Annotated in this window: 13 protein-coding genes; 8 read left to right on the top strand and 5 right to left on the bottom strand. The window is 62.9% G+C overall.

The genetic code is table 11. The features are described from left to right. The first annotated feature begins 11 nt into the window (after positions 1-11). The 8 genes from flgF to flgL all read left to right on the top strand — a co-directional run bounded on the left by flgF (position 12) and on the right by flgL (position 10,030). Entirely contained in the window at positions 12-764 is a 753-nt protein-coding gene (gene flgF, locus P9239_RS18680; RefSeq protein WP_309753514.1) for a flagellar basal-body rod protein FlgF, read from the top strand. 32 nt (positions 765-796) lie between these two features. Next, entirely contained in the window at positions 797-1,585 is a 789-nt protein-coding gene (gene flgG, locus P9239_RS18685) for a flagellar basal-body rod protein FlgG (protein ID WP_309753518.1), read from the top strand. A 75-nt stretch (positions 1,586-1,660) separates the two neighbouring features. Continuing rightward, positions 1,661-2,344, top strand: a complete 684-nt coding sequence (locus tag P9239_RS18690) for a flagellar basal body L-ring protein FlgH (protein ID WP_309753521.1) — start codon at positions 1,661-1,663, stop codon at positions 2,342-2,344. 2 nt (positions 2,345-2,346) lie between these two features. Continuing rightward, complete coding sequence (locus P9239_RS18695; RefSeq protein WP_309753524.1) at positions 2,347-3,474, top strand: flagellar basal body P-ring protein FlgI; 1,128 nt, start codon at positions 2,347-2,349, stop codon at positions 3,472-3,474. A 12-nt stretch (positions 3,475-3,486) separates the two neighbouring features. Continuing rightward, positions 3,487-4,542 (top strand): flagellar assembly peptidoglycan hydrolase FlgJ, encoded by a 1,056-nt coding sequence (gene flgJ / locus P9239_RS18700; RefSeq protein WP_309753526.1) that lies wholly within the window; start codon positions 3,487-3,489, stop codon positions 4,540-4,542. A gap of 227 nt (positions 4,543-4,769) precedes the next feature. Then, the gene (locus tag P9239_RS18705; RefSeq protein ID WP_309753528.1) at positions 4,770-5,522 is read left to right on the top strand and encodes a flagellar regulator YcgR PilZN domain-containing protein; all 753 of its coding nucleotides are present in this window, start codon (positions 4,770-4,772) and stop codon (positions 5,520-5,522) included. A 1,320-nt stretch (positions 5,523-6,842) separates the two neighbouring features. Beyond that, on the top strand, positions 6,843-8,780 hold the full coding sequence (flgK, locus tag P9239_RS18710) for a flagellar hook-associated protein FlgK (protein ID WP_309753530.1): 1,938 nt from the start codon (positions 6,843-6,845) through the stop codon (positions 8,778-8,780). Between the two features lie 11 nt (positions 8,781-8,791). Next, entirely contained in the window at positions 8,792-10,030 is a 1,239-nt protein-coding gene (gene flgL / locus P9239_RS18715) for a flagellar hook-associated protein FlgL (protein ID WP_309753533.1), read from the top strand. Positions 10,031-10,510: 480 nt separating this feature from the next. Here the strand turns inward: flgL and fliR are convergent, their stop codons facing one another. The 5 genes from fliR to fliN all read right to left on the bottom strand — a co-directional run bounded on the left by fliR (position 10,511) and on the right by fliN (position 13,563). Beyond that, complete coding sequence (gene fliR / locus P9239_RS18720) at positions 10,511-11,305, bottom strand: flagellar biosynthetic protein FliR (RefSeq protein ID WP_309753535.1); 795 nt, start codon at positions 11,303-11,305, stop codon at positions 10,511-10,513. A gap of 7 nt (positions 11,306-11,312) precedes the next feature. Continuing rightward, positions 11,313-11,582, bottom strand: coding sequence for a flagellar biosynthesis protein FliQ (fliQ, locus tag P9239_RS18725; protein WP_309753538.1), 270 nt, complete (start codon positions 11,580-11,582; stop codon positions 11,313-11,315). A gap of 10 nt (positions 11,583-11,592) precedes the next feature. Beyond that, the gene (gene fliP / locus P9239_RS18730) at positions 11,593-12,363 is read right to left on the bottom strand and encodes a flagellar type III secretion system pore protein FliP (RefSeq protein ID WP_175938544.1); all 771 of its coding nucleotides are present in this window, start codon (positions 12,361-12,363) and stop codon (positions 11,593-11,595) included. 265 nt (positions 12,364-12,628) lie between these two features. Next, positions 12,629-13,144, bottom strand: a complete 516-nt coding sequence (gene fliO / locus P9239_RS18735) for a flagellar biosynthetic protein FliO (protein ID WP_309753540.1) — start codon at positions 13,142-13,144, stop codon at positions 12,629-12,631. Further along, a complete protein-coding gene (gene fliN / locus P9239_RS18740) occupies positions 13,141-13,563 on the bottom strand; it encodes a flagellar motor switch protein FliN (RefSeq protein ID WP_404980107.1) in 423 nt (140 codons plus the stop codon). The genes fliO and fliN overlap by 4 nt, the downstream gene beginning before the upstream one ends. Position 13,564 lies beyond the last annotated feature (1 nt).

Raw genomic sequence — 13,564 nt, forward strand, 5'->3', positions numbered from 1 at the left:
GGAAGCGATTCATGGACCGTCTGATCTACACCGCGATGACCGGCGCAAGCCAGTCGCTGGAACAGCAAGCCGTCGTGGCGAACAACCTGGCGAACGCATCGACCACGGGTTTCAAGGCACAACTCGCGGCGTTCCGTCAGGTGCCGATGTCGTTCGAAAACCAGTCCGCCGACGGCACGACGCGCACGTTCGTGCTCTCGTCCACACCGACAGCGGATTACTCGGCCGGCCCCATCCAGCAGACCGGCAATCCGCTCGACGTCGCCGTGCAAGGGCCGGGCTGGCTCTCCGTGCAGACGGCGGACGGCGGCGAGGCCTACACGCGCGCGGGCAACTTGCACGTGGACCAGAACGGCCAGCTCGTCACCGCGAACAACCTGCCGGTGCTCGGCAACGGCGGGCCGCTTTCGGTGCCGCCGGGCGCGGAAGTGACCATCGGCAAGGACGGCACGGTGTCCGCGCTGATTCCGGGCGATCCGCCGACCGCCATTGCGACGGTGGATCAGCTGAAGCTCGTCAATCCGGACCCGGCCACGCTCTCGCGCGGCGACGACGGTCTTTATCGCACCGCGTCGGGCGACCCGGCCGATGCGGACCCGAGCGTGGTCGTGGCCGGCGGCGCGCTCGAAGGCAGCAACGTGAACCCGGTCTCCGCGATGGTCTCGATGATCACCAACGCGCGCCAGTTCCAGATGCAGACGAAGCTCATGGAATCGGCGGACCAGAACGAACAATCGGCCAACAAGCTGCTCAACTTCTCCTAAGCGGCCAGCAAGATACTCAGGACAACACAGACATGAATCGCTCTCTCTACATCGCCGCGACCGGCATGAATGCGCAGCAGGCGCAGATGGACGTCATCTCGAACAACCTCGCCAACGTCAGCACCAACGGCTTCAAGGGCTCGCGCGCGGTGTTCGAAGACCTGCTGTACCAGACCACGCGCCAGCCGGGCGCCAACTCGACGCAGCAAACCGAACTCGCCTCGGGCGTGCAGCTCGGCACGGGCGTGCAGCAGGTCGCAACTGAACGCCTCTACACGCAGGGCAACCTGCAACAAACCGGCAACTCGAAGGACGTCGCCATTAACGGCCAGGGCTTCTTCCAGGTGACGATGCCCGACGGCACCACGGCGTACACGCGCGACGGCTCGTTCCAGACCAACGCGCAGGGCCAGCTCGTCACGTCGAGCGGCTATCAGCTGAACCCGGCGATCACCATTCCGACGAACGCGACGTCGGTCACCATCGGCTCCGACGGCACCGTGTCCATCACGCAGCCCAATTCGACGGCCGCGACGAACGTCGGCTCGATTCAGCTCGCGACCTTCATCAACCCGGCCGGTCTCGAAGCGCGCGGCGAGAACCTGTTCTCCGAAACGGGCAGCTCCGGCGCGCCGAACGTGTCGCAGCCGGGCCTGAACGGCGCGGGCACGTTGCAGCAGGGCTACGTGGAAGCGTCGAACGTGAACGTGGTGCAGGAACTGGTCAACATGATCCAGACGCAGCGCGCGTACGAAATCAACAGCAAGGCCGTGACCACGTCCGACCAGATGTTGCAAACGCTTTCTCAGATGCAGGTTTAACCCTCTTTTCAACGGATGGAAACGGAAAGGATGGCGTCACACTGACGCTTCATTTCGCTTCATACGAGTATCAAGATGTCGCCCACTCAAATCTTCAAGCGTGCAGCGGTTGCCGCACTGGTCGCCGCGCTCGGCGCATGCGGCCTCGTGCCGAAGGAGCCGATCGTCCAGCAGCCGATGACCGCGCGTCCGCCGCAGCCGCCCAGCGGCGGGCGCTCGCCCGGCGCGATCTACAACGCGGGCTACGCGGGCCGGCCGCTCTTCGAAGACCAGCGTCCGCGCAATGTGGGCGACATCCTGACCATCGTGATCTCGGAAAACGTGAACGCGACGAAGTCGTCGGCGGCAAATACCAACCGCGGCGGCTCCGGCTCCTTCTCCGTGCCGACGACGCCCGGCATCTTCGGCGGGCTCTTCAACAACACGAACCTGTCCGCGACCGGCGCGAACAAGTTCACGGCGGCGGGCGGCGCGAGCGCGGCCAACACGTTCAGCGGCACGCTCACCGTCACCGTCACCGAAGTGCTGCCGAACGGCAACCTGATGGTGAGCGGCGAAAAACAGATGCTCATCAACCAGGGCAATGAATTCGTGCGCTTCTCGGGCGTCGTCAATCCGACGACCATCTCGGGCAGCAACACCGTGTACTCCACGCAGATCGCCGACGCGAAGATCGAATACTCCGCGAAAGGCTACATCGACGAAGCGCAGAACATGGGCTGGCTGCAGCGCTTCTTCCTCAACGTGGCGCCGTTCTGATCATGAATCCGCTTCTTCGCTTCGTTTCGTTCTCGCTCGCGGCCGCGCTCGTGGCTTTGACCTCCGCGCAGCATGCGCACGCCGAGCGCCTGAAGGATCTCGTCTCGTTCCAGGGCGTGCGCGACAACCCGCTGATCGGCTACGGCCTCGTCGTCGGTCTCGACGGCACCGGCGACCAGACCATGCAGACGCCGTTCACCACGCAGAGCTTGACGAACATGCTCGGCAACCTCGGCATCACGGTGAACTCGGCGACGACGCAGAACATGCAGCTGAAAAACGTCGCCGCCGTGATGGTGACGGCGACGCTGCCGCCTTTCGCGCGCCCCGGCGAAGCGATCGACGTCACCGTATCGTCGCTCGGCAATGCGAAGAGCCTGCGCGGCGGCACGCTGCTGATGTCGCCGCTCAAGGGCGCGGACGGCCAGGTCTACGCGATGGCGCAGGGCAACCTCGTCGTCGGCGGCGCGGGCGCGAGCGCGAACGGCAGCAAGGTGCAGGTGAACCAACTCGCGGTGGGCCGCATTTCCGCTGGCGCCATCGTCGAACGCGCGGTGCCGACGGCGTTGCAGCAGCAAGGCGGCGTCATGCAGATGGAACTGCGCGAGATGGATTTCGACACGACGCAGCGCATCGTCGCGGCGGTGAACAACCAGTTCGGCATGGGCACGGCGCTCGCGCTCGACGGCCGCACCATTCAGCTGCACGCGCCGCAAGACGCGAGCGAGCAGGTGCAGTTCATGGCGCAGTTGCAGAACATCGATGTGCGTCCGGCGCAGGCCGCCGCCAAGGTGATCCTGAACGCGCGCACCGGCTCCATCGTGATGAATCAGATGGTCACGCTGCAAAACTGCGCGGTCGCGCACGGCAATCTCTCGGTCGTCATCAACACGCAGACGGCGGTGAGCCAGCCGAACGCGCTCTCGAACGGGCAGACGGTGGCGGCGAAGCAGTCGCAGATTCAGCTGAAGCAGGACAGCGGCGCGCTCAAGATGCTCTCGGCCGGCGCGAATCTCGCGGATGTCGTGAAGGCGCTGAACGCGCTCGGCGCGACGCCTGCGGACCTCATTTCGATTCTCCAGTCGATGAAGGCGGCAGGCGCGCTGCGCGCCGACCTCGAAATCATCTAAGGAGCCCGGCTCATGAACTCGAACACGACGAGCGGCATCGCCAACTCCGCGTTGGCATCGACCGATACGAGCAGTGGCCTCGCGAACCTCTCGAACCGCTTCGCGCTCGACACGCAGGGCTTCGACGCGTTGCGCGCGCAGGCGCAGGCGAATCCGCAACAGGGGTTGAAGGCTGCCGCGAAGCAGTTCGACGCGGTCTTCACGCAGATGATGCTGAAGAGCATGCGCGACGCGACGCCGTCGGACAGCCCCTTCGATTCCAACGATTCGAAGTCCTTCACCGCGATGCTCGACCAGCAGTTGTCGCAGCAGATGTCGTCGAAGGGCATCGGCGTCGCGGACATGATGCTCAAGCAACTGATGCGCAACGGCGGCGGCAAGACCGACGCGGGCGGCATGGGCGGCGGCGCCAATGCGATGAACGCAATGAACGCGATGAGCGGAATGTCGGGCGGCGGCGATATCGAATCCAACGCCGGCAACATCGCCGCGATGAACGCGATGGCGAAAGCCTACGCAGCCGCACAGGCGAACAAGCAGGGCGCGTCGCTCGCGGACGGCAAGGGCTATACGGCGGCGAGTTCGCTGGAACCGCCGGCGCACGGCGTCGGCTCCGACAAGGTCAACGCTTTCGTGGAGCGGCTCGCCGCGCCCGCGCAGGCGGCGAGCGCGGCCACGGGCATTCCGGCGCGCTTCATCATCGGCCAGGCGGCGTTGGAATCCGGCTGGGGCAAGCGCGAAATCAAGCACGCGAACGGCGCGACGAGCCACAACATCTTCGGCGTCAAGGCGACGCCCGGCTGGACCGGCAAGACGGTCGATTCGGTCACGACCGAGTACGTCAACGGTCAGCCGAAGAAGGTCGTCGAACGGTTCCGCGCCTACGATTCGTATGAAGATGCGCTCAGCGACTACGCGAGCGTCATCAAGAACAATCCGCGCTATGCACCGGTGATCGAGGCGTCGCGCGATGTCGCGGGCTTCGCGCATGGCATGCAGAAAGCCGGCTACGCGACCGATCCGCACTACGCGAAGAAGCTGATTTCGATCATGCGGCAGATCGCCTGACGACGCGCCGACACGGTGCATGGCGCGCGCGGAAGCGTCGACGTGCCCAGCAAACGTTTTACGTCGGAAGGGACGGCGCCCCACACAAGAAAATGGCGAGCGCCCCTAAACTTTTGATGGCCCATGCCGCTAACCCGAAGACGACAGTGCCGGATCGAGAGCGGTCCGGCGAGCCGCGCGGCGGGAGCTGCAGGTGATGCGCGGGAAAATTGGACACGGCTAGCACCATGAACACCTATCAGAAGCATGACATTGCCGAGGACGACAGCGACCACGAAGTGGATTTCGGACGCCGGAATCCGCTGGAGATCGGCGTGGCGTTGCGCAATCTGGCCAATCGCGGCGATTTCCTGACCGCGCAATACGGCGACGCGCAGATCGTGACCCGACTGCTGGATGTCGACGTGACGGCGCATCGTTTCACGTTCGACTGGGGCGGCGTGGCCGAGCAGAATCGCGACGTGCTGCGGGCGCCGAAGCTGATTTTCCATGCTGCGCCGGATGGCGTGCGCGTCGAGTTTACGACCGGGACGCCGCGCGAGACGAGTTTCGACGGCCGTCCGGCCTTCGAAGTGGAATTTCCGCCGGTGCTGTATTACATGCAGCGCCGCGAATATTTCCGCGTGGAAGCGCCGGTGCTCGATCCTTATATTTGCAGCGGCTCCTTGCCGGATGGCGACCGGTTCCGCTTCGAGGTGCACGATCTGTCGCTGGGCGGTGTGGCGTTGCGCACGACCGACGAGCGCGTTGCGGATATGGAAATGGGCGTCGTGATTCAGGATGCCGAACTGCACTTCACCGCGACCGGTAAGGTGACGCTCGATCTCAAGCTGGTTTCGCATCGCGAGTCGACCACGCTCAAGGGCGATCGGCGGTTCACGCTCGGGTTCAAGTTTATTTCCATGCCGGGGTCGGCGGAGAATACGCTGCAGCGGCTTATTACTCAGCTTGAGATGAAGCGGCGGGCCTTAGCACGGTAGGCTTTGCGGTTTGCTTGGAACAGCAATTGGACCGCTTTTTCTTTTTGTGGAACTTGTGCTCGCGTCGGTTCTTTTAGCGTTGCTTGCTTCGTGGAACTTGCATTCGCGTCGGTTCTTTGTCGCGGAACTTGTATTCGCGTCGGTCTATTAGCGTTGCCCCTCCCCGGGGCGGGGGTTACTTTCTTGGCTGTCGACCAGAGTAGGCGCTTTAGCGCCGTACTCTGGTCCCATGCAAAGAAAGTAACCAAAGAAAGCAGATTTTTTCTGAACCGCCCGAAGCACAAAAACAAGTGGCCACTTCGCAGAAAAGCATTGGCCCTCAGCTTGAAGCAACCCTGAATCACCCCCCACGCCCGCTGACCGCCACGTCCTCCGAGCCCCTTGGCCGATAACACCAACAGGGCACTACGGCTTTGCCTAGCAATAGGCGCGTGGCAAGCGCACCCAAAACAACGACGTGCGCGGGCATGCGCCAGAGTCATCAACGACGACCGCGCATCTACGCTTACGCCTCGTCGCGCCACGCCATCCTTGTCTACGCGTCGCCCAATTCACGTCCCCGCGGCGCTCATCCTCGTCCCGCGTCCCGGCGTCGATGCGTCGCTGCGCTGCGCTTCCTTTCGCCTCGCCTCGTCGGCGTCATGCGTCTTGTCGAATTGCGTTCGAGTGGTGCTGAGTGTCCCATTGGTTTTGTCGAGCCAAGGGGCTCGGGGGACGTGGTGGTCAGCGGGCGTGGAAGGTGATTCAAGGTTGTTTCAAGCTGAATGCCAAAACATGTCTGCGGAGTGACCACGCTCTTGGTGCTGCGGGCCAAAAAAAGCTGCTTTCTTTGGTTACTTTCTTTGCATGGGACCAGAGTACGGCGCTAAAGCGCCTACTCTGGTCGACAGCCAAGAAAGTGACCCCCGCCCCGGGGAGGGGCAACGCTAATAGACCGACGCGAATGCAAGCTTCACGACAAAGGCGACGCCGACTGCCCGACGCGAATGGAAGCTTCACGACGAAGGCAACGCCAACTGCCCGACGCGAATACAAGTTCCGCGACAAACAACGCGACGCGAATACAAGTTGCACGAAACAGAAAGCACACTCAAGCGCCGCAGCAAGCGAGAAACCAAAGAGCAAACCCGCGAATAGGCTCAAGAACGCCCCCCACATCACCGCATACCAACGCACAACATAGCAGCAAAATGCAAGAACCCAAACAACGCCCGCCGCAGGCGAAAGTCCAGAAGCATCAAAAAGGAAACCACTAAATTTCCCCGGCGAAAAGCCGATATAACGTGCAATCAAGCGGCAGCGCCAGAAAAGGATTCGTGCATGTCCAACAACATCATCAACATCGGCCTGTCGGGCCTGAATGCGGCCCAATGGGCCCTGACGACGACCGGTCAGAACATCAGCAATGCCGCTACACCCGGCTACACGCTGGAAAAGGTCGCGTACCAGGAAGCGTCCGGGCAATACACCGGCTCGGGGTATCTCGGCAATGGCGTCCAAACCGTCACCGTCACGCGGCAGTACAGCCAGTACCTCACGACGCAAGTGAACAACACGCAGTCGTCGAGCAGTGCGGCCAGCACGTACTACACCATGCTCTCGCAGCTCAACAACCTCGTCGGCGATCCCACGTCGGGCATCGCGTCGGGCATCAGCAGCTATTTCTCGGGTTTGCAATCGGTGGCGAACTCGCCGAGCAGTAGTGCTTCGCGCCAATCTCTCACGAGCAGCGCGCAAACGCTCGCCGACCAGATGACGTCCGCCGGCCAGCAATACGATCAGCTTCGCCAAAGCGTCGACACGCAACTGACGAGCGCCGTGTCGTCGATCAACACGTATACGCAGCAAATCGCCGATCTCAACAAGCAGATCAACGCCGCGAGCGGCTCGGGGCAGCAACCGAACCAGTTGCTCGATCAACGCGATCAGGCCGTCACCAACCTGAGCTCGATGATCGGCGTGCAAGTCGTGCAGCAGGACGGCAACTACAACGTTTTCATCGGCAACGGGCAGCCGCTCGTCGTCGGCAATACGCAGTACGGCTTGCAGACCGTGACGTCGCCGTCCGATCCGAGCGAGCTGACCGTCGCCTTCAAGCCCACCAACGGCGCGACGCAGACCGCCGCGAACACGCAGTACATCGACGATTCCGCGCTGTCGGGCGGCGTCGTGGGCGGCCTCGTCGACTTCCGTAATCAGACGCTCGATCCGGCGCAGGCGCAACTCGGCGCCATCGCGACGAGCTTCGCCTCGCAACTGAACAGCCAGAATGCGCTCGGCCTCGATCTCAGCGGCAATCCGGGCGGCGCGCTCTTTTCGATCGGCCAGCCGACGGTCTACTCCGACGCGCGCAACAAGGGCACGGGCAACGTGGCCGTCTCGTTCGCCGACGCATCGCAGCCGTCCACGGGCGATTTCACACTGACGTACAACGGTACGGATTACGAAGTATCAGACCCCGCATCAGGCAAATCGCTCGGCAGCATTACGCCGCCCGCGAGCAGCGGCACGTTTAACGGCCTGAACATCACCGTCTCCGGCACGATGCAGAAGGGCGATTCCTTCACCATTCAGCCGACGCGCGCCGCGCTCGACAACTTCGCGCTCACGACGACGAGCACCACCGCGATCGCGGCGGCGTCGCCGGCGGTGACATCCGCGTCGACCTCGAACACGGGGACGGCTTCGATCTCGTCGGCGACGGTGGCGGCGGGCTATAGCATGCCGTCGAACATCTCGCTCACGTACAACAAGGCTGCGGGCGGCTTCACGTCGAATGTGGATGTCACGGTGGACGGCACCACGATCCCCGCGAACTCGACGATTCCTTACGATTCGTCGAAGGGCCTCACGATTACGTCGAACGGCATCAGCGCGACGGTGACCGGCGCGCCCGCGGACAAGGACGTGTTCAACATCGACGCCAACAAGGGCGGCACGAGCGACGGCAGCAACGCGCTCGCGATGGCGAACCTCGTCTCGGCGAAGTCGCTCAACGGCGGCAGCGACACGCTCACGGGCGCGTATGCGGGCTACGTGAACGACATCGGCAACCAGACCAATCAGCTCAAGGCGACGAGTTCGTCGCAGACCGCGCTGCTCAATCAGGCGACATCGGCACAGCAGTCCGTGCAAGGCGTGAACCTGAACGAGGAAGCGGCCAATCTCATCCAGTATCAGCAGCTTTACCAGGCGAACAGCAAGGTGATCCAGACGGCATCGACGCTGTTTCAGACGCTGCTCGGCATCTTCAACTGAGGCAACTCGCGATGCGTATTTCCAGTTCTCAGTACTTCAATCTGAACGTCGCTTCCATGAACGACCAGCAGAGCACGCTGGCGTCCATGTATCAGCAGATCTCGTCGGGCAAGCGCATCATGACCGCATCCGACGATCCGCTCGGCGCGGCGCAAGCCGTTCAACTCACCATGCGCAGCAGCGCGCTCACGCAATACAACACGAATCAGACGGCGGCGCTCTCCTCGCTGCAACAAGAAGATTCGACGCTGAGCAGCGTGAGCGCCGCGCTCCAGAGCATTCAGTCAAAGCTCGTGCAAGCCGGCGACGGCTCGCTGTCGGACGCGGACCGCACGTCCGTCGCGAATGCGATTCAGGGCTATCGCGATCAGCTTCTGAACACGGCCAACACCACGGACAGCGACGGCAACTACATCTTCTCCGGGCTGAAGGGCGGCACGCAGCCGTACTCGAACAACGCCTCGGGCGTCGGCGTGACGTATTCGGGCGATGCCGGACAGCGCACGATGCAGATCAATGAAGGCCGGACGATTCCCGTGGGCGACACGGGACCGTCGATTTTCGGCAGCGTATCGCCGACGGAAAGCACGCCGGTTTCGAGCGCGGCCGCCTCGAACTCGGGCACCGGCACGATTAGCAAGGTGAGCGTGTCCGATCCGAGCAACCCGAACAACGCGAGCACTTACACGGTCCAGTTCGCAGTGGATTCGACTTCGGGCGCGACGACCTACTCGGTCACGGCCGTGCCGGCGGATTCGTCACTGCCGACGACGCCGACCACGTACAGCGGCAGTGCGGACATCACGCTCGGCGGCCAGAAGGTAACGATCGCGGGCACGCCGGGTAATGGCGACAGCTTCTCGGTGCAGCCGGCGAGCGCTGGCAACAACGATATCTTCGCGACGCTCGACAACCTCGTAAGCGCGCTGAAGCAGCCGGTCGGATCGCCCGGCGCGCAGGCGGCGCTGACGAATGCGCTGACGACGGCGGGCATAAAGATCGGCAACACGTTCAACAACGTGCTGGCCGCACAGACTGTGGTGGGCGGACGCGAGCAGCAGGTTCAGTCGACGCAGACCGCGATGCAGACGAGCCAGACGCAGACGGCGTCGGATCTGGCCAACTTGACGCAGATCGACATGGTATCGTCGATCAGCTCCTACGAGTTGACGCAGAACTCGCTGCAGGCGGCACAGATGGCCTTCACTCAGATTCAGAAGATGTCGTTGTTCGATTATCTGGGAAGCTGACGCGGTTTTCGCGGGAAGCGCAGGTTGGTTTGCGGGGCATGGCTCGACAGAGCGATGCCCCGTATCTGTTTTTGCCTTGCGCCTTTCTCTGGCTGCTGCTCGCGACTGAGTGACCGGGCGCGGTCAAAAGTCTTTCCGCTTCGGAGGGAATTTTTCGGCGAGTGATGCAGCTATCGTAGGGGCGGCCGATGCGCTTGTTAGACGCGGCTGATCCCGTCTTCTCTCTCGCTCGATGCAACGCCCGCCTTGCACGACGAGCGTGCTGCGTTGTGAGAAGGGGCGCGCACGAAAGCGAATCCATCTGCATCGTTAATGATGCAGACCGAATCACGTAGAACTAACCGAGTAACGGCGGGGGACTTTGCCTGTCCTGCACGCTGCCAACGACCCAGAAAGAGCAGCGCGCATTCGCGCAAGTTGGCCTTGAAGGAACGCGCCGGTCACAGCAGCGTTCGGGTCGCCAAAAGCCCGCCAGGAGCTTCAATACATCGCCCCCGCCACCCGCCCGACCTGCGCAATCCCCGCATCGAAGATGCGCAAAAAGAACGGCATGAGATTCGGCAGCATGAGTTGCAAGAGCAGCAGTCCGACAAGCATCGTCACCGGAAAGCCCACTTGAAAAATGCCGATCTGCGGCGCGGCACGGTTAAGAATACCGAGCGCCAGATTGGAGATGAGCAACGCCGCCACAATCGGCAGCGAGAGCAGCAAGCCCGTGCCGAAGATGCTCGCGCCGTAGCCAACGAGCACGCGCCAGCCCTGCGCATGTGATGCCGCCGCCACCACGTTCGCTTCGATCGGCACGTTCTGGAATGTGGTCACGAGCGCGCTGATCAATTGCAGATGGCCGTCGAACACGAGAAACGCAAGCATCGCGAGCGTGTTCAGATAGCGCGAAATCACTACCGCATTGCCGCCTGCGCGCGGATCGTAGAGCATTGCGAAGCCGAGACCCATTTGCTGGCCGATGAACTCGCCCGCCGCGTCCACAGCCGCGAAGGCAATCTGCATCGTCATGCCGATGGCCGCGCCGATCAAAAACTGATTCACGATGATCCAGATGCCCGCCGCCGAGAACACGGTGGCTTGGGGCATCGCGGGCAAGGTCGGCGCGACGATCAGCGTGATAAATGCGGCCAGCGCGATTTTTATGCGCGTCGGAATGGCCATGTGGCTCAGCACGGGCGCGGTGGCAATGAGCGCGAGGACGCGCACGAAAGGCCACAGAAAAGCGGTGAGCCAGCCGTTCAGTTGCGCGTAGGTGACGGAGAACATCGAACGCTCAGCCGGTGATAGCGGGCGTGATGGTGAAGACGTGGCGCATGTAGTCGAGCAACGTGGAGAGCATCCACGGGCCGGCGATCACGAGCGTCACGGCGACCGCGATCAGCTTCGGGATGAACGAAAGCGTCGATTCGTTGATCTGCGTCGCCGCCTGAAACAGGCTCACGACAAGACCCACGACGAGCGCGACCAGCAGCAGCGGCGCGGCGAGCATCAGTGCGACGACCATCGCCTGGTGCGCCATGGTCATGACGGATTCGGGTGTCATGCGCGTCTCCTTACGATACGAAACTTTGCGCCAGCGAGCCGATCAGCAGCTGCCAGCCATCGACGAGCACGAAGAGCATCAGCTTGAACGGCAGCGCAATGGTCGTGGGCGAGACCATCATCATGCCCATCGACATCAGCACGCTCGCCACCACCATGTCGATGATGAGGAACGGTATGAAGATCGTGAAGCCGATCTGGAAACCCGTCTTCAGCTCGCTCGTGATGAACGACGGCACGAGCAGCGAAAGCGGCACGTCCTCGGGGCCGTTCATCGGCGGGGCCTTCGAAATGCGCGCGAAAAGCGCGAGATCCGATTCGCGCGTCTGCTTCAGCATGAATTGCTTGAAGGGCGCGACGCCGCGCGTCATGGCCTGATCCATCGCGATCTGGCCTTCGGAAAAGGGCTTATACGCGTCGTTGTAGGCGCGGTCGAGCACCGGCGACATCACGAAGAACGAGAGAAACAGCGCCAGTCCGACGAGCACCTGATTCGGCGGCGTGCTCGACGTGCCGAGCGCCTGACGCAACAGCGACAGCACGATGATGATGCGCGTGAAGCTCGTCATCATCAGGACCATCGCGGGCAGGAACGAGAGCATCGTCAGCAGCAGCATCGTCTGCACGCTGAGCGAATACGTCGTGCCGCCGTTGGGACCGGGGCTCGTGTTGAAGGCGGGCAAACCCGCCGTGCTTTGCGCGAGCGCCGCGAGCGGCGACAGCGCGATGACGACCGGAAGCGCGAGCTTCACGCCGCGCACGATGAGACGACCAACCTGCATTACTTGCTCCCGCCGACGAACTGCAACAGACGCTTGAGCGCGTCGCCAAGCCGCTGACTCTGAAAAATGACGAATGTGATAGCCATGACTTCCTGCCTCTTTCGATAGCTTGAATTGTTGACTATCCCGGTCGCAAACGATGGCGCGAACAGAAGGGGGATTCGGCGCCAACTCGTTCTATTGCGAGAGCGCGCGTCGCTTGAAAAGAAAATCGGGCGTGGCCCTCGCGGAGCACGCCCGATGACATCGGCAAAGACGATCGGCTTTACTTGCCGGTACTGACGAACTTCTGAAGACGCTTGTTCGCTTCGCCGGCGAGCGCATCGCGGAAGCGCTGGCCGAACGATCCCGGCAACGTTTGCGCGGGCGATCCCGTCACGCCGGCCGGCACTTCGGCTTCCGCGGAGCCGGCGGGCATCGTGTGAAGAAGCCGCACGTTGCCCGGCCCTGCGCCAAGAACGAGCCACGTATCGCCGATCTCGACGACCGCCACGCGTTCCTTGTTGCCGAGCGATGCGCCGCCTACTACCTTCACGAGGCCGCTGCGCTTGCCGCCCTGGAAGCCGAACTTGCGGGCGAGCCACGCGCAGCCGAACACGAAGCCGATGACGACGGCGAGCCCCAGCAGCGTTTGCAGCACCGCGCCGAAGCCGAGCGACGGCACCGCGCTGCCCGCGCCGACGCCCGAGGCGATCTGCGCGGCGTGATTCACGGCGTTCATGTCGGCCGCATGAGCAAAAAGCGGCGCGGCGGACAAGACGACAGCGGCCAGGCGTTTCATCGATTCAGCTTCCGGATGCGTTCGGACGGCGTGATGATGTCCGTCAGGCGAATGCCGAACTTGTCGTTGACCACGACCACTTCGCCCTGCGCGATCAGACAGCCGTTCACGAGCACGTCCATCGGCTCGCCCGCGAGTCCGTCCAGTTCCACGACCGAACCCTGCGCGAGTTGCAGCAGGTTGCGGATCGCGATCTTCGTGCGCCCGAGTTCCACCGTCATCTGCACGGGGATGTCGAGAATCATGTCGATGTCGTTGCGCGTCGAGGGCGTCGCGGCCTTAGACAGCGGCTGAAACACGCCCGCCGATGCGACCGGCGCTTCGTTGCCGTTCTGTTCGGCAAGCGCGCTTGCCCAGTCGTCCATCGAGAGTTCTTCGTCTTTCATGTCGGTCGCGCCGGGCTCGGTGCCTTCCTGCATC

Source organism: Caballeronia sp. LZ062, from assembly GCF_031450785.1.
Classification (GTDB): Bacteria; Pseudomonadota; Gammaproteobacteria; order Burkholderiales; family Burkholderiaceae; genus Caballeronia.

Excerpts from the sequence above, each read along its gene's own strand:
- flgF (WP_309753514.1), top strand. The coding sequence starts at position 12 with ATGGACCGTCTGATCTACACCGCGATGACCGGCGCAAGCCAGTCGCTG.
- flgG (WP_309753518.1), top strand. The coding sequence starts at position 797 with ATGAATCGCTCTCTCTACATCGCCGCGACCGGCATGAATGCGCAGCAG.
- P9239_RS18690 (WP_309753521.1), top strand. The coding sequence starts at position 1,661 with ATGTCGCCCACTCAAATCTTCAAGCGTGCAGCGGTTGCCGCACTGGTC.
- P9239_RS18695 (WP_309753524.1), top strand. The coding sequence starts at position 2,347 with ATGAATCCGCTTCTTCGCTTCGTTTCGTTCTCGCTCGCGGCCGCGCTC.
- flgJ (WP_309753526.1), top strand. The coding sequence starts at position 3,487 with ATGAACTCGAACACGACGAGCGGCATCGCCAACTCCGCGTTGGCATCG.
- P9239_RS18705 (WP_309753528.1), top strand. The coding sequence starts at position 4,770 with ATGAACACCTATCAGAAGCATGACATTGCCGAGGACGACAGCGACCAC.
- flgK (WP_309753530.1), top strand. The coding sequence starts at position 6,843 with ATGTCCAACAACATCATCAACATCGGCCTGTCGGGCCTGAATGCGGCC.
- flgL (WP_309753533.1), top strand. The coding sequence starts at position 8,792 with ATGCGTATTTCCAGTTCTCAGTACTTCAATCTGAACGTCGCTTCCATG.
- fliR (WP_309753535.1), bottom strand. The coding sequence starts at position 11,305 with ATGTTCTCCGTCACCTACGCGCAACTGAACGGCTGGCTCACCGCTTTT.
- fliQ (WP_309753538.1), bottom strand. The coding sequence starts at position 11,582 with ATGACACCCGAATCCGTCATGACCATGGCGCACCAGGCGATGGTCGTC.
- fliP (WP_175938544.1), bottom strand. The coding sequence starts at position 12,363 with ATGCAGGTTGGTCGTCTCATCGTGCGCGGCGTGAAGCTCGCGCTTCCG.
- fliO (WP_309753540.1), bottom strand. The coding sequence starts at position 13,144 with ATGAAACGCCTGGCCGCTGTCGTCTTGTCCGCCGCGCCGCTTTTTGCT.
- fliN (WP_404980107.1), bottom strand. The coding sequence starts at position 13,563 with ATGCAGGAAGGCACCGAGCCCGGCGCGACCGACATGAAAGACGAAGAA.